At 68.4% G+C, this 14,331-nt stretch carries 15 protein-coding genes; 6 read left to right on the forward strand and 9 right to left on the reverse strand.

The annotated features are described in order from the left end of the window. Positions 1 to 32 precede the first annotated feature (32 nt). Positions 33 to 596 carry an alkyl hydroperoxide reductase subunit C gene (gene ahpC / locus EDF74_RS00705; protein WP_123728411.1) on the reverse strand — a complete coding sequence of 188 codons (564 nt, stop codon included), beginning with the start codon at positions 594 to 596 and terminating at the stop codon, positions 33 to 35. A gap of 426 nt (positions 597 to 1,022) precedes the next feature. On the opposite strand from ahpC, the gene prmC reads away from it, so the two are divergent. Both prmC and pip read left to right on the forward strand, forming a co-directional pair. Then, entirely contained in the window at positions 1,023 to 1,871 is an 849-nt protein-coding gene (gene prmC, locus EDF74_RS00710) for a peptide chain release factor N(5)-glutamine methyltransferase (protein ID WP_123728412.1), read from the forward strand. A 102-nt stretch (positions 1,872 to 1,973) separates the two neighbouring features. Beyond that, positions 1,974 to 2,918 (forward strand): prolyl aminopeptidase, encoded by a 945-nt coding sequence (pip, locus tag EDF74_RS00715; protein WP_123728413.1) that lies wholly within the window; start codon positions 1,974 to 1,976, stop codon positions 2,916 to 2,918. Between the two features lie 89 nt (positions 2,919 to 3,007). Here the strand turns inward: pip and EDF74_RS00720 are convergent, their stop codons facing one another. Beyond that, a complete protein-coding gene (locus EDF74_RS00720; RefSeq protein ID WP_123728414.1) occupies positions 3,008 to 3,895 on the reverse strand; it encodes a LysR family transcriptional regulator in 888 nt (295 codons plus the stop codon). A 110-nt stretch (positions 3,896 to 4,005) separates the two neighbouring features. Between EDF74_RS00720 and EDF74_RS00725 the strand changes: the two genes are divergently transcribed. Both EDF74_RS00725 and EDF74_RS00730 read left to right on the forward strand, forming a co-directional pair. Beyond that, on the forward strand, positions 4,006 to 5,451 hold the full coding sequence (locus EDF74_RS00725) for an MFS transporter (protein WP_123728415.1): 1,446 nt from the start codon (positions 4,006 to 4,008) through the stop codon (positions 5,449 to 5,451). A 4-nt stretch (positions 5,452 to 5,455) separates the two neighbouring features. Then, on the forward strand, positions 5,456 to 6,166 hold the full coding sequence (locus EDF74_RS00730) for a DUF7716 domain-containing protein (protein WP_123729671.1): 711 nt from the start codon (positions 5,456 to 5,458) through the stop codon (positions 6,164 to 6,166). Here the strand turns inward: EDF74_RS00730 and EDF74_RS00735 are convergent. Genes EDF74_RS00735 through EDF74_RS00750 form a run of 4 tightly spaced genes read right to left on the reverse strand, consistent with a single transcriptional unit; the run spans position 6,123 to position 9,015 of the window. Next, positions 6,123 to 6,932 carry an N-formylglutamate amidohydrolase gene (locus EDF74_RS00735; RefSeq protein WP_123728416.1) on the reverse strand — a complete coding sequence of 270 codons (810 nt, stop codon included), beginning with the start codon at positions 6,930 to 6,932 and terminating at the stop codon, positions 6,123 to 6,125. The two genes, EDF74_RS00730 and EDF74_RS00735, sit on opposite strands and share 44 nt — an antisense overlap. Next, the gene (locus EDF74_RS00740; protein WP_123728417.1) at positions 6,925 to 7,476 is read right to left on the reverse strand and encodes an NUDIX hydrolase; all 552 of its coding nucleotides are present in this window, start codon (positions 7,474 to 7,476) and stop codon (positions 6,925 to 6,927) included. Before EDF74_RS00740 ends, EDF74_RS00735 begins: the two co-directional genes overlap by 8 nt. Next, on the reverse strand, positions 7,473 to 8,438 hold the full coding sequence (locus EDF74_RS00745) for a 5'-3' exonuclease (RefSeq protein WP_226956695.1): 966 nt from the start codon (positions 8,436 to 8,438) through the stop codon (positions 7,473 to 7,475). Before EDF74_RS00745 ends, EDF74_RS00740 begins: the two co-directional genes overlap by 4 nt. A 1-nt stretch (position 8,439) precedes the next feature. Beyond that, positions 8,440 to 9,015 (reverse strand): nitroreductase family protein, encoded by a 576-nt coding sequence (locus EDF74_RS00750; RefSeq protein WP_123728418.1) that lies wholly within the window; start codon positions 9,013 to 9,015, stop codon positions 8,440 to 8,442. Positions 9,016 to 9,346: 331 nt separating this feature from the next. Between EDF74_RS00750 and EDF74_RS00755 the strand changes: the two genes are divergently transcribed. Next, on the forward strand, positions 9,347 to 11,671 hold the full coding sequence (locus EDF74_RS00755) for a DUF1631 domain-containing protein (RefSeq protein ID WP_123728419.1): 2,325 nt from the start codon (positions 9,347 to 9,349) through the stop codon (positions 11,669 to 11,671). A gap of 71 nt (positions 11,672 to 11,742) precedes the next feature. Further along, positions 11,743 to 12,825 carry an NAD(P) transhydrogenase subunit alpha gene (locus EDF74_RS00760; RefSeq protein ID WP_123728420.1) on the forward strand — a complete coding sequence of 361 codons (1,083 nt, stop codon included), beginning with the start codon at positions 11,743 to 11,745 and terminating at the stop codon, positions 12,823 to 12,825. A gap of 50 nt (positions 12,826 to 12,875) precedes the next feature. Here EDF74_RS00760 and EDF74_RS00765 read toward each other — a convergent pair whose 3' ends face one another. From EDF74_RS00765 to EDF74_RS00775, 3 genes are read right to left on the reverse strand one after another with little or no spacing between them, the layout of a single operon-like run. Beyond that, a complete protein-coding gene (locus tag EDF74_RS00765) occupies positions 12,876 to 13,304 on the reverse strand; it encodes a DUF3106 domain-containing protein (protein WP_123728421.1) in 429 nt (142 codons plus the stop codon). Continuing rightward, on the reverse strand, positions 13,304 to 13,639 hold the full coding sequence (locus EDF74_RS00770; protein WP_428999128.1) for a hypothetical protein: 336 nt from the start codon (positions 13,637 to 13,639) through the stop codon (positions 13,304 to 13,306). Before EDF74_RS00770 ends, EDF74_RS00765 begins: the two co-directional genes overlap by 1 nt. Then, entirely contained in the window at positions 13,636 to 14,211 is a 576-nt protein-coding gene (locus EDF74_RS00775; protein WP_184996999.1) for an RNA polymerase sigma factor, read from the reverse strand. Before EDF74_RS00775 ends, EDF74_RS00770 begins: the two co-directional genes overlap by 4 nt. Between the last annotated feature and the right edge of the window lie 120 nt (positions 14,212 to 14,331).

The following is a 14,331-nucleotide window of genomic DNA, read 5'->3' on the forward strand; positions in this document are numbered from 1 at the left end:
CCCGGCGGACGGGGATGGGGATGAGGAGCAGCTTAGATCTTGCCGACCAGGTCAAGCGACGGGGTCAGGGTCTTTTCGCCTTCCTTCCACTTGGCCGGGCACACCTGGTTCGGGTTGGCGGCGGTGAACTGGGCAGCCTTCAGCTTGCGCAGGGTCTCGGAGACGTCACGGGCGATCTCGTTGGAGTGGATCTCCAGGGTCTTGATCACGCCTTCCGGGTTGATGATGAAGGTGCCGCGCAGGGCCAGGCCTTCTTCGGCAATGTGCACGCCGAAGGCGTTGGTCAGCTGGTGGGTCGGATCGCCGACCAGCGGGAACTGGGCCTTGCCGACGGCCGGCGAGGTTTCGTGCCACACCTTGTGCGAGAAGTGCGTGTCGGTGGTGACGATGTAGACCTCGGCGCCAGCCTTCTGGAACTCGGCGTAATGATCGGCGGCGTCTTCAATCTCGGTCGGGCAGTTGAAGGTGAACGCGGCCGGCATGAAGATCAGCACGGACCAGTGACCCTTCAGGGTGCTGTCGGAGACCTTGATGAACTCGCCGTTCTGGTAGGCGTTGGCTTCGAACGGCTGGATCTGGGTGTTGATGAGCGACATCGTTGTTCCTCTTGGTGAAAGGGGTGGGTGAAGCGACCAACACAGGTTAGCGGCTCCGTTCCCATAAGGACAATCCATTGATTGCATCTATACGATAGTCAAAGACTATCAATATGGTCTGATCCTGCGATGAATGGTGATCGCCAGATCCGTCAGAACCGTTGCAGCGCAGTGACCGGAGCGCCTGCGGCGGTGATCGGCTCAATAGCCTGCGCTTATCCGGGCAGCGGGCAACCTGAACGCTGAAGGCACCTACCGCGCCGGCGTTCGGTGAAATCCGGGGGAAATCGATAGCGATCGAAAATGTAGATGTGAGTTGTGATGGTCGGATTCAATCGCGCGGGGGCGTGGCAGGCCGTTTTTTCCCGACCGATCCTGGCGGTGGCGTGCACTACACTGCGGCCCCTGCCGCTGCTCCGCCCCGCCATGACCGCCGCCCCGCCAGACGTCCGCCAGTTGCTCGCCGATGCCGCCACCCGCCTGCCCGGCGTGGACGGCCGCCATGAGGCCGAACTGCTGCTGCTGCAGGTGCTGGAACGCGAGCGCAGCTGGCTGTTCGCGCATGCCACCGATCCGGTCGAGCCGGCGCAGGTGGCGGCCTTCGAGGCGCTGCTGGCCAAACGCCTGGCCGGTGAGCCGGTGGCGTACCTGCTGGGCCGCCGCGGCTTCTGGACCCTGGATCTGGAGGTCAGCCCGGCCACCCTGATTCCGCGCCCGGAGACCGAGCTGCTGGTCGAGCTGGCGCTGGCACGGTTGCCCGAAGACACCACGCTGCGGGTCGCCGACCTTGGCACCGGCAGTGGCGCGATCGCGCTCGCGCTGGCCAGCGAACGGCCGCAGGCGCAGGTAGTGGCGACCGACCTCAGCGAGGCAGCCCTGGCGGTCGCCGCGCGCAACGCGCAGGGCCACGCACTGGGCAATGTCCGCTTCCGGCAGGGCGCGTGGTACGCACCGCTGGCAGGCGAGCGCTTCGATCTGATCGCCACCAATCCACCGTACATCGCCAGCAACGACCCGCACCTGGTGCAGGGTGACCTGCGCTTCGAGCCGGCCACCGCGCTGGCCTCCGGTCTTGATGGGCTGGACGACATCCGGCTGATCATCGCCGGTGCAGCAGCACACCTGCTTCCCGGCGGCTGGCTGCTGATCGAACACGGCTGGGACCAGGGCGAGGCGATCCGCGCGCTGCTGCGGGACGCCGGTTTCCAGTCGGTCGCCACCGAGCACGATCTGGAACAGCGCGACCGGGTGAGCCTGGGCTGTCTGCCGGCCTGACGGCATGCCATCCCAGCGCTGACCCCGAGGCTAGAATGACCTGTCCACCGGGCCGCCGCGCAGCGTGATGCGGCGACTGTCATTCCACATGGAGTTTCTGTCATGCGTACGCTGTATCCCGCCATCACCCCTTACGACCTCGGCACCCTGAAGGTCGATGACCGCCACACGCTGTACTTCGAGCAGTGCGGCAATCCCGACGGCAAGCCGGTGGTGATGCTGCACGGTGGCCCGGGCGGCGGCTGCAGCGACAAAATGCGCCAGTTCCACGACCCGGCCAAGTACCGGATCATCCTGTTCGACCAGCGCGGTGCCGGCCGTTCCACGCCGCACGCGGACCTGGTCGACAACACTACCTGGGACCTGGTCGCCGATATCGAGAAACTGCGTGAGCACCTCACGGTGGACCGCTGGCAGGTGTTCGGCGGCAGCTGGGGCTCGACCCTGGCGCTGGCCTACGCGCAGACCCACCCGCAGCGCGTGACCGAGCTGGTGCTGCGCGGCATCTTCATGCTGCGCCGCTGGGAGCTGGAGTGGTTCTACCAGGAAGGCGCCAACCGCCTGTTCCCGGATGCGTGGGAGCACTACCTCAAGCCGATCCCGGCCGTGGAGCGCCACGACCTGATCTCGGCCTTCCACCGCCGCCTGACCAGCGACGACGAAGCCACCCGCCTGGCCGCGGCCAAGGCGTGGAGCGTGTGGGAAGGCGCGACCAGCTTCCTGCACGTGGACGACGACTTCGTGAACAGCCATCAGGACCCGCAGTTCGCGCTGGCCTTCGCCCGCATCGAGAACCACTACTTCGTCAACGGTGGCTTCTTCGAGGTGGAAGAACAGCTGCTGCGCGACGCGCACCGCATCGCCGATATCCCGGGCGTGATCGTGCACGGCCGCTACGACGTGGTCTGCCCGCTGCAGAGCGCGTGGGAGCTGCACAAGGCGTGGCCGAACTCGACGCTGGAGATCAGCCCGGCCTCGGGCCACTCCGCCTTCGAAGCGGAGAATGTCGACGCGCTGGTGCGGGCGACGGATCGTTTCGCGGGTTGAGGGAGGCGTGCCGACCAACGGTCGGCACCTACCGTGGCACCCGGTGATGTCGCGCGGTGGATCACGACCGTTGGTCGTGATGCGGCGGGTTACCAATCACCGCCCAACAACGCCTCGGCCAGCACCTGCAGCTTCGGCGACGCCTGTCGCGAGGGCGGGTACACCAGCGACAGCACCCGGCTGCGGCCCTCGAAGGGCTGCAGCACCCGCTGCAGCCGCCCGTCGGCCAGCGCATCGGCCACCGCGAAATCCATCACCTGCACGATGCCGATCCCGGCCAGCGCCCCTTCCACCAGCGGATCGCCGCTGTCGAACACCATCCGCGCCGGCGGCGTGAACTCGCGCAGCTGGCCCTCGGCCTCGCGGAACTGCCAATCCACCAGCCGCCCGCTGCGCAGATTGCGCACCGCCAGGCAGGCGTGATCGTGCAGCGCATCCACCGTCGCCGGTTCCCCGTGCTGCACGATGTAGGCGGGGGAGGCGACCGTGACCCAGTGCAACGGCCGCAGGGGGCGCGCCACCATGCGCACGTCGCTGATCGGCCCGGTGCGCAGTGCGGCATCGAAGCCTTCTTCGACCAGATCGACCAGCCGGTCGTTGAGCACCAGCTCGAACTGCAGCTGCGGATGCGCCGCCATCAACTGCCCGGCCAGCGGCACCAGCACCTTGCGCCCGAACATCGAGGGCGCCGTCAGCTTCAACACGCCCGACGGCGTGGAGGGGCGATCGCCCAGGCGGCGCTCGGCATCCTCCAGCCCGCTCAGCAGCGGCGCGCAGTGCTCGACGAACTGGCGGCCATCCGGGGTCAGGCTGACGTTGCGGGTGTTGCGGTGGAGCAGCCGCACCCCCAGGGCGCTCTCCAGCCGGCTGATCGCCCGTGACAGACCGGATTGGCTGATCCCCAGCTGGCCGGCGGCGACAGTGAAGCTGCGTGCTTCGGCCACCTGCACCAGCATGCGCACAGCGTTGAGGTCCATGGAACGCTCCGATTCATGCGGATATGCATGACAGATATCGAAGTATCCGGGTTTATTTCTGCAGCGTCATCAATGAGACTGCCCACCTTCTTACGCAGTACCGAGTCGGCATGACCTCCCCCCTGTCCCCCGCTGGCGCGCCGGCGCCCGCATTTCCACGCTTGGCCCTGGCCCTGCTGGCCACCGCCCAGCTGATCATCGCGCTGGACTCCACGATCATCTTCGTCGCCCTGCACGAGATGGGCGCGCAGCTGCGCATCAATGCCCAGCAGCTGCAGTGGATCGTCAGCGGCTACACCGTGGCGTTCGGCGGGTGCCTGCTGCTGGGCGGCCGTGCGGCCGATCTGCTGGGTCGCCGCCGGGTCTATCGGCTGGGCATGGCGCTGTTCGCGCTGGCCTCGCTGGTCGGTGGTTTCAGCACCAGTGCGTGGCTGCTGATCGCGGCCCGCGCGGTGCAGGGCATCGGCGCGGCGTTGCTGTTCCCGGCCACGCTGGCGCTGATCAACACGATCTACGCCGAAGGCGCGCCACGCAATCGCGCGCTGGCGATCTGGTCGATGGCCAGCGCCGGCGGCCTGGCCTTGGGCACGCTGCTCGGCGGCGTGCTGACCCAGAGCTTCGGCTGGGCCTCGGTGCTGCTGGTGATCGTGCCGTTCGCCGGCGGCTGCGCGCTGCTGGGCGGCTGGTGGCTGCCGCGCGATCCTGCGCCGCTGGCGGGCCGCTCGTTCGATCTGGCTGGCTGCGTCACCGTGACCCTCGGCGGCAGCCTGCTGGTGACCACCCTGGTGCAGGGCCCGGAGTGGGGCTGGCTGGCGCCACGCACGCTGATCTGCCTGGTCGTGTCGGCAGTGATGCTGGCCGCCTTCGTGCAGATCGAACGCCGCAGCCGCGACCCGCTGATGCAGTTCTCGCTGCTGCGCCTGCGCAGCCTGCGTGCGGCGATGCTGCTGACCCTGCTGTTCATGAGCAGCTACGGCGTGCAGTACTACTTCCTGGCGCTGTACTACCAGGATGGCTACGGCTGGAGCGCGCTGCAGGCGGGCCTGGCGTTCCTGCCGCCGACCCTGGTGTGCACGTTCGGCATCCGCATCGCCGAGCGCATGCTCGCGCAGCGTTCGCCGCGTCAGGTGCTGACGGTGGGCATGCTGGCCGGCGCGATCGGCATCGCCGCGGTCGCCGTCGCGCTGCCGTACGGCGCGACCTACTGGGCGCTGGTGCCGGGCATCGTGGTGCTCAGCCTCGGCCAGGGCATCACCTGGACGGCGATGTGGATCGTGGCCGGGCAGGGCGTGCCCGCCGCGCAGCAGGGTGTGGCCTCGGGCATGGCTGCCACCGCACAACAGATTGGCGGCGCGCTGGGTCTGGCGTTGCTGGTGATGCTGGCCAACGCCGGTCGCGGCAGCGCCGCCGCCAGCAGTGAGGCGGCCCTGCAGGGCATGATCCATGCGCAGTACGGCGCGGCCCTGTTCGCGCTGCTGGGTATGGGCGTCGCGCTGTGGCTGCGGCCCCAGGAAGACGCTGCGGCCGCAGCGCCGGTGTGCGCGAATGAAGGATGAGGCGATGACCGACCTGCTCACCCTTTGCCAGGCGCTTGAGGCGATCGCCGGATGCAGCAACGATCGTGACGTGTGGGACCGGTATGGCTGGGTCTATGCCACCGATGGCGACGAACGTGATGCGCGTTTCTGGTTGTCCGACCATGACGCTGAGCATGACGACCCCAGCGTGGAGGCATTCGCTGCCCAGCATGCGCTGAGCACGTATCTGGAGGCCGCCACCTTCGCCGATGTGCTGGACGTGCAGAAGCGCCAGTGTCCGTTGTCCACGCTGGAGGACTACGCGCAGGCGCTGGCGTACTACAGCGAGTACGACGCGTTCGCGCAGGTGGCGGGCATCGATGAAGCCCTGGGCGAGGCGACGGCCGAGGCGCGACAGTCCGCGCGTGCGCTGGGCGTGGGGCGCGGGATTTTCGCCGCGTTCGACGTGGCGCTGGTGCAGTGCCCGGCATCGAAGGTGAAGGACGCTGCCCGCCTCGTTGCAGCGGTGCTGGATGTCCCGGTGGGCCGGGCGTTGGCGTTGTGCCGTGAGCTGCCGGTGGAACTCGGTCGCGACCTGGAGCGCCCGCGTGCCGCTGCCATTGCGGCGGACTTCCAGGCGGCCGGCATCACGCTGGAGATGCGGGGATACCGTGCGTTTCCGTGGATGGATGCGCCTGCGACAGTACGCCTCATGCCGCTGGCACTGCCTCCAGCTGCGGCTGCAGGGCGGTGAAGATGCGCGCCAGCCGCTGCGCCCAGGCCTGCTGGCCGGCGGCATCGGCAATCAGGTCCTGGCGGATCTCCAGCTCCACGTGCACCAGCCCGCGGCCTTCGCCATGCACCGGCACGGCATAGTCGCTGGTGCTGCTGACCGCGTAGGGCTGGTTGTCGCCCACCACCAGGTCACCTTCTTCGCGCAGCGCCTGCAGGAGCGGAAGCGCAAAGCGCGTGTCCCGGTGGTACAGCACGCCGGCATGCCAAGGCCGCACAGCGTCGTTCATCACCGGGGTGAAGCTGTGCATCATCACCAGCAACGTCGGCCGGGCCTGCGCCTGGCGCGTGTCCAGCTCGGCATCGATGCGCGCATGGTAGGGCGCATGGATCGCCTCGATCCGCTGCTGACGCTGCAGCGGTGACAGGTGCTGGTTGCCGGGAACCACGGTCAGGTCGCTGACCGCCGGCATCAGCGTGGGCGAGGTCAACGGCCGGTTGCAGTCGATCACCAGTCGCGAGTAGGTCTGCGTGATCGCCCACGCATCGAGCAGGCGCGCCAGTTCAAGCGTGACGCCGGCGATGCCGATGTCCCAGCCGATGTGGCGGTCCCGTTCGCGCTGCGGCAGGCCAAGGTCGGCCAATGCCGCCGGCACCCGCTGACCGGCGTGGTCGGCGATCAGCACAAACGACGAGCGGCCCTGCGCCTGATGCACGGTGAACGGCGCGGGGTCGGCCGGGCCCAGCAGTGATGCCCCGGTGTGCGGAGGAGCGAACGCATCAGCCACGCGGGGTGCCGTCCAGATGGTGTTCGATCATCCACAGGCCGGCCCACAGCTTGGCGTCCAGTTCATAGCCCTGGCCCATCTTCTCGACCAGCCACGCGGCGGCGCGGGCGCGCGGGATCTCGTGCACGGTGATGTCTTCGCTGGCATCGCCGCCGCCCTCACCGACCTTGCGCAGGCCGGTGGCACGTACGAAGGCGATCTTTTCGCTGCTGGCCCCGGAGGAGGTCGGACCGATCATCAGCACCTCGGCGTGATCGGCGGTCCACCCGGTTTCTTCCTCCAGCTCGCGCACGGCCGAGACCTCGATCGACTCGCCGGCATCGATGTCGCCGACCAGGCCGGCCGGCATTTCGATGGTCCTGGCCTGCAGCGGCACGCGGAACTGTTCGACGAACAGCACGGTGTCATCCGGGGTGACCGCGATGATGATCGCGGCCAAGCCGCCAGCGTGGGTGCGCTCGCTGTACTCCCACGTGCCGCGCACGACCATGCGCTGGTACTTGCCTTCAAAAACGACCTTCGGGGCTTGCGTATTGGGGCTCATGCGAACTCACTGGCAACGGAAGAGGAATCGGACAGGCCGGCGGCGGTGAACAGGCGGCGCCGGGTCAACGGCCCGAACCGCAGTGCATCGCACAGGCCCTGCAGCATCTGTGCATCGGCCACGCCCCGGCTGAAATCCACGGCGGCGCCGTCCAGCGGCGCATCCAGCGCGATGGTGGTCAGCTGGCGCCACAGCAGCGCATGCTCGCGCTGTTCACGCAGGCGCACCGCCATCTGCGCTGCACCGCGCAGGCGCAGGAAAGGCACTTCATCCAGGCGCTCGTACAGCACGTCCAGGCTGCCGAAATGGGCCAGCAGCACCGCGGCGGATTTGGCCCCGACCCCGGTCACGCCGGGGATGTTGTCGACCGCATCACCGCACAGCGCCAGGTAATCGGCGATCTGGTGCGCATGCACGCCGTGGCGGGCCTTGACCCCGGCCATCCCCCAGCGCTGGTTGCGCGCGTAATCCCACTGCTCGTCATGCTCGAACAGCAGCTGCGAGAGGTCCTTGTCGGCGGAGATGATCACCCCGCGCATGCCGGCATCCCGGCGTGCATGCAGGGCGCTGCCGATCAGGTCATCGGCCTCGTACTCATGGTGGGCCAGCACGGCCAGGCCAAGCGCGGTGCACAGCGCCTTGCAGTGGGCGAACTGGCGGCGCAGCGCGTCGGGCGCGGGGTCGCGGTTGGCCTTGTAGGCGGCGTAGATCCGGTGCCGGAAGCAGCTGTCCAGGGCTTCATCGAAGGCGATGGCGATGTTGGCGGGGCGTTCGCGCTCGAGCAGGTCGAGCAGGAAGCGCGCGAAGCCGTGCACGGCATTGGTCGGCCAGCCCTGCTGATCCTGGAACTCATCGGGCATCGAATGCCACGCGCGGAACACGTACAGACTGGCGTCGACCAGGTACAGCGGCGCACGCAGCGGCGGGGGCGCCATGCCGGGGCCGGCGGGAAGGGCGGACATCTCAGCCCTCCCAGTCCTGCAGCAGCGCGACCGGGTCCGGGCGCTCGCGTTCGGGAACGGCGGTCTTCGGCGTGCCGATATGGATGAAGCCGGCGATCTGCTCGCCCTCGGCCAGGCCCAGGTGGGCGTGCACGGCCGGGTCGAAGGCCATCCAGGCGGTCAGCCACTGCGCGCCGAAGCCAAACGCCTGCGCGGCCTGCAGCAGGGCGAAGCAGACGCAGCCGGCGGTCATCAACTGCTCCGCCTCGGGCACCTTGGGGTTCGGGCGCGGGCTGGCGATGACGGTGATGATCAGTGGGGCATGGGAGAACCGTTGGCGATCCTTGTCCAGCTGGGCAGGCGACACCTGGGGGTCGCGCTGGACGGCGCGCTCGGCCAGGAACGCGCCCAGACTGTGACGCGCATCGCCAGCGATCCGCAGGAAGCGGTACGGCACCAGTTTGCCGTGGTCGGGCACGCGCACGGCGGAGGTGAGCATCCGCAGCAGGGTGTCCGGATCCGGACCGGGGTCGCCCAGTTGCTTGGCGGGGACCGAACGGCGGGCGTCCAGGGCATGCAGCGCGGGGGGAACGGACATGGTCTCTCAATCAGGCTTCACGATGCCCCGATTATAGTCGTCCGTGTTTGTGACACGGTCTTGGGCGATCTCGGTGCAATTTGCGACAAAGCGTGATGAACATCACCTAATCAGCGGACTTCCTTCACGTGGCTGTACTCGCTTCCACGTCCTGCTGCGCTTACGATACAAGGCCTGCCGGGTCACCGGTAATGAGGTCTAACGTGTCGACTGTTTCACTGTCTCTGACCGGTCGGCCGGCCTATCCTCCGAACGCGGGCGCATGGGGTGCGTCGACGTTCGTTGTATCCATGTTCTACTCAGTACCTGTGAAGGTGGGGAGCCTTCTCGCATGATCGCCACGCCCAATGTAGGGGGGCACCCGGGCCGTGACCCGGCGTTGTTGAAGATGGCCCGTGAGGCCGTGCTGCCTGGGCTGATCGAGTCGTTCTCGACGGTGCTGGCGCGCTTCGACGACGTGCTGTTCGACCGTGCCGGCACTGCCGGCGCGTCGCAGTTGCTGTTCCTGGATGGCATGCGCGAACTGCGCCGCCGCCGGGACGACATCGTGGCCGGGTTCCGCACTCACCTGGAGCAGGGCTGGGAGGCGCTGGAGCGGGGCGACCCGCTGTCGGCCGAAGCCACCTTGGCCGGTCAGATCGAGGATGGCCTCAGCCTGGTCCCTGAACACGTGCTGGAATCCCGCCTGGCGGTGCGCAACTTCGCCACCGTGCTGCTGCGTGACTTCAAGCCGGTGCTGTCGCGGCTTGACCGCCGCCTGGGCGCGATCGCCGGTGGTGTCGAGCTCAACGCCGATACCAATCCGATCAGCCCCGAGCATATCGGCGTGGCCATCCACGAGGCCTTCGCCGATTGTGAACTGGCACCGGAAGTGCGTCTGGTGCTGATCAAGCTGTGCGAGCGCGATCTGCAGCAGCCGATCGGCAAGCGCTACGAGAACCTGGATGAACAACTGGCCGCTGCGGGTGTGATGCCGCAGATGGCCGCGCGGCGGCCACCGCCGCGCGGATCGTCGCCGCCGCCGCGCCCCGAGCGCGAGGCCGGGGTTGACGGTTTCGATGCCGACACCGCGTTGGGCGGCACTGCCGAGGAGGGCCAGGCACCGGCCTGGGCCCGCCGCTTCGCCGATCGCTGGGCCGAGAGCCGCGGCCGCCTTCAGGGCGCCCAGACCGGGCATCAGGACCTGTCCGGCGATGCGGGAGACAGCCTCGGCGGCAACCAGGGCATGCTGCTCGATGCCCTGCACGAACTGCTGCAGCAGACCCGCCATGTGCGCGAAGACGCCACGTCGGCGGCCAGCGTCGCGGTCGGCCAGCAGCGCCCGCTGAGCCAGCGCGAAATGATGTCCGTGCTGTCGCTGCTGCAGGCCACGCCCAGTGCGACCCTGCGCGCGGCGATCGGTGAAGACGGTGAGTCGCTGGCGCAACGGCTGAAGAGCGAAGTGCTGTCCGGCGCGACCCGGCTCGGGGTCGATCCCGCGCAGGCGCGGCTGGACCCGCAGGACGAAGACGCGATCGATCTGGTCGGCATGCTGTTCGATGTGATGCTGGATGAGCGCGACCTGGAGGGCCGCTCGCGCGAGCTGATCGGCCGGCTGGTGGTGCCCTTCGTCAAAGTCGCCATGCTCGACCGCCGCATGTTCGTGCAGAAGACCCACCCGGCGCGCAAGCTGCTCAACTCGCTGGCCGAGGCCTGCGAAGGCAACACCGGCGAGAGCCAGGCCGAGCGCGTTCTGATGGGTAAGGTCGAGGAGATCATCGAGCGCCTGGTGGCCGAGTTCAACGAGAACCTGGCGATCTTCCTGACCCTGGAAGAAGAATTCCGCGAGTTCCTGACCCAGCACCGGCGCCGTATCGAGATCGCCGAGCGCCGTGCCGCCGAGACCCAGCGCGGCCAGGAAAAGCTCGAAATGGCGCGCCAGCGCGCCAGTACCGAACTGGACCGGCGGATTGGCGACACCACCTTGCCGCAGGCGATCGGTGAATTCCTGCGCCAGCCCTGGCAGCACCACCTGACCCTGACCGTGCTGCGCGAAGGCGAAGACGGCGCCTCGGTCGGTGAGGCACTGAGCCTGGCCGATGGCATGCTGGATGAGGTGGCCGAGGCGCGCCGGCATATCGTCGGCAAGCCGTGGCTGCAGGCTTGGCACCCCGCGCTGCGCAAGGTCTTTGCCAGCGTCGGTGTGCATGCCGACGCGGCCACCAGTGCCATCGATGCGCTGCACGATACCCTGCAGGGCATCGCCGAATCGCGCCCCGAGCTGGAACGCGCGCTGCCCGAACTGCCGCAGGTCGCGCTGCCCTCGCCACCGGCGCAGGAATCGGCGGCGGTGGAGCTGGGCAGCAAGGTGGATGTCAGCGATTTCGACAATGCCGATGCCGACCGCTTCCGCGGCCTGGAAATCGGCAGCTGGCTGGATTTCGTCGACAAGGACGGCAAGGTCCAGGCGGGCAAGCTGTCCTGGGTGAGCCCGATTTCCCAGCGCCTGCTGTTCGTCAACCGGCGCGGGGTACGGTTCTGCGTCGCCTCGCCGGAAGAACTGGCCGTGATGGTGCGCCTGGGGCGCCTGCGCGCGCATATCGACGATGGCGCCTTCGACAGTGCCATGCAGGGCGTGATCGATCGCCTGGATACCAAGAACGCCACCGTGCATTGACCCCGGGGGCCACCCTGGCCTGACGATCAGGTTACGATCAGCCCACAATCCGCTGATCGTCGGGGACAGGCATGGCTGTCGAGGTGTTGGTGGTAAAGGAACATGCGCCAGGGGAACGGCGCGTGGCGATGACGCCGGAAACGGCGCGCAAGTTGATCGCGCTGGGAGCGAGCGTCGCATTCGAGCCCGGTGCCGGGGTGGCGGCGGGCTTCCCCGATGCGGCCTATCAGGACGTGGGCGCCCAGCCAGCCGATGACGCCCGCCTGGGCCAGGCCGATCTCGTGCTGTGCGTGCAGCCCCCGTCCAATGACCGCCTGGCCCGGCTGAAATCCGGTGCCAGCCTGATCGGCATGCTGCACCCGCAGGCCGACGCCGAACGTGCGGGCCTGATCCAGTCACGTGGCCTGCAGGCGTTCCCGCTGGAACGTCTGCCGCGCACCACGCGCGCGCAGTCGATGGACGTGCTCAGTTCGCAGGCGGGCATGGCCGGTTACAAGGCGACCCTGATCGCGGCCCAGCGCGCGCCGCGCTTCTTCCCGATGCTCACCACCGCTGCCGGCACGATCCGTCCTTCCAAGGTGCTGGTGGTCGGTGCCGGTGTGGCCGGCCTGCAGGCGATTGCGACCGCCCGCCGTCTCGGCGCGCAGGTGGAAGGCTTCGATGTGCGCCCGGAAACCCGCGAACAGATCGAATCGCTGGGCGCCAAATTCCTGGATCTGGGCGTGAGCGCGGTCGGCGAAGGCGGCTACGCGCGGCCGCTGACCGATGAGGAACGTGCCGAGCAGCAGCGTCGCCTCGGCGAGCACCTGCGCACCGTGGACGTGGTGATCTGCACCGCCGCGGTGCCCGGGCGGCCCGCGCCGAAAATCGTCAGTACTGCGATGGCGCGTGGCATGAAGCCGGGCAGCGTGATCGTCGATCTCGCCGCCGAAACCGGCGGCAACTGCGAAGCCACGCAACCGGGCGAGGTAGTGGATCTGGACGGCGTGCTCATCGATGGTCCGCTCAACCTGGCCAGCCAGGGCGCAGTGCATGCCAGCGAGATGTATGCCCGCAACGTCTACAACTTCGTCGCGCTGTTCCTGAAAGACGGCGCGGTCACCTTCGACTGGGACGACGAACTGCTCGCCAGAACCCGCTGGGTCGCCGCCTGAAATAACAGGGACGGAGGTGGTTAATAATCCCCTCCGTCCCCGTTAACGGCTCAGCGCTTCGGCGGTGGCGGCGTCGGCGCAGGGTTGGCTTTGAGCCAGGCCTTGCGTTCATCCGGGGTCATCCGCGCCCAGCGGTCGCGCAGCGCCTGCCGCTGCTCCGGGGTCATGCTGCGCATCTGACCAAACAGTGCGCGCGCCTGTTCGCGCTGTTCCGGCGTCATGTTCTCGAAACGGTGGCGGCCCCGGTGCGCCTGCGCGCGCTGTTCCGGGGTCATGGTCAGCCAGCGCTGGCCGTGCTGGAGCATGCGCTCGCGTTGCGGCGCCGGCGCATCGTTCCAGCGGTCACGCACGGGCGCGATCAACGCTTCGCGCTGCTGCGGGCTGAGTGTGTCCCAGTCCGGGAGCGGGGCGGTCTGCGCCCAGCTGGCCGCACTCAGCGTCAGCAACACCAGCCCCAGGGACAGTCGCAGTTTCATCATCACTCCATTGCCAGGTCGGTACTGCCCAGCCACACATACAGATCGGGATTTTCGTCGAGAACGTCGCTGCCGTCATCGGCCGCGTTCGCCACGACCGGTGCCGGCGGGGCGGTCGATTCGCCGAGGAGGAAACTGTAGCCCAACGCGAGCGCGACCACCGCCGAACAGGCCGTGGCCATCCACCAGGACGGCGCATGCCGCTTGGCGGTCGAGGCGCCATGACGCGCGCTGCGCAACCGCGCCAGCGTGGCCGGCGAGAGCGTATCCAGCGCCTGCGCATGCAGCTGCCGCAGGGCGGCATCGTCATGCATCGAAGGGGGCAGGGGGCGGTTCACAGGGCGATCTCCAAAGACTGCTGCAGCGCCTGGCGGGCGCGCGAAAGATGGGTTTTGACCGCGCCTTCGCTGCAGCCCATGGCCTTGGCCGTGGTGGCGCCGTCCAGGTCCTGCAGCACGCGCAGGGTGAAGGCCTCGCGCTGGCGCGCAGGCAACTCCCGCAGCGCCTGTACAAGGCGTGCGTACTGATCGCGCTGCTCATGGGCCTGGGCCGGGCCGGGCGCGTGGTCGGCCCAGTCGATGTCATGGTCGCCGTCGGCCTCGTCGCTGCTGCGCCAGAACTTCAGGCGGAAGCCACGGCGGCGCTGCAGATCCACGACGCGGCGGCGCAGGATGCTCCAGAACAGCGGTGCCCACTCGGCGGCGGGTTTGTCGCGGTAGCCGAGCATCTTCAACATGCTGTCCTGCACCGCATCCAGCGCGTCGTCGCGCTGGCGCAGGCCGGCCTCGGCGAAGCGGAACGCGCGCGGGCCGATACCGGCCAGGAACGCATCCAGCGACACCGGCAGCACCACCTCGGCAGTGGCGGGCAGGTCGGCATCCGTCGACGGTAGGGGAGAGCTCACCAGCACAGGGTAGCGGTCCGGCAGGGGGATACCGTGAGAACGCCCCAGGGCGGGCGCGGTTGACCGGCCTGCCCGATTGGTTCAGCGCATGGTTATGATGCAGGGGACGGGATGACCGCCTGGGAG

This window comes from Stenotrophomonas rhizophila (genome assembly GCF_003751305.1).
Taxonomy (GTDB): domain Bacteria; phylum Pseudomonadota; class Gammaproteobacteria; order Xanthomonadales; family Xanthomonadaceae; genus Stenotrophomonas; species Stenotrophomonas rhizophila_B.

Bases quoted from the DNA above. Each gene is read 5' to 3' on its own strand.
- ahpC (WP_123728411.1), bottom strand. From the start codon at position 596: ATGTCGCTCATCAACACCCAGATCCAGCCGTTCGAAGCCAACGCCTAC.
- prmC (WP_123728412.1), top strand. From the start codon at position 1,023: ATGACCGCCGCCCCGCCAGACGTCCGCCAGTTGCTCGCCGATGCCGCC.
- pip (WP_123728413.1), top strand. From the start codon at position 1,974: ATGCGTACGCTGTATCCCGCCATCACCCCTTACGACCTCGGCACCCTG.
- EDF74_RS00720 (WP_123728414.1), bottom strand. From the start codon at position 3,895: ATGGACCTCAACGCTGTGCGCATGCTGGTGCAGGTGGCCGAAGCACGC.
- EDF74_RS00725 (WP_123728415.1), top strand. From the start codon at position 4,006: ATGACCTCCCCCCTGTCCCCCGCTGGCGCGCCGGCGCCCGCATTTCCA.
- EDF74_RS00730 (WP_123729671.1), top strand. From the start codon at position 5,456: ATGACCGACCTGCTCACCCTTTGCCAGGCGCTTGAGGCGATCGCCGGA.
- EDF74_RS00740 (WP_123728417.1), bottom strand. From the start codon at position 7,476: ATGAGCCCCAATACGCAAGCCCCGAAGGTCGTTTTTGAAGGCAAGTAC.
- EDF74_RS00745 (WP_226956695.1), bottom strand. From the start codon at position 8,438: ATGTCCGCCCTTCCCGCCGGCCCCGGCATGGCGCCCCCGCCGCTGCGT.
- EDF74_RS00750 (WP_123728418.1), bottom strand. From the start codon at position 9,015: ATGTCCGTTCCCCCCGCGCTGCATGCCCTGGACGCCCGCCGTTCGGTC.
- EDF74_RS00755 (WP_123728419.1), top strand. From the start codon at position 9,347: ATGATCGCCACGCCCAATGTAGGGGGGCACCCGGGCCGTGACCCGGCG.
- EDF74_RS00760 (WP_123728420.1), top strand. From the start codon at position 11,743: ATGGCTGTCGAGGTGTTGGTGGTAAAGGAACATGCGCCAGGGGAACGG.
- EDF74_RS00765 (WP_123728421.1), bottom strand. From the start codon at position 13,304: ATGATGAAACTGCGACTGTCCCTGGGGCTGGTGTTGCTGACGCTGAGT.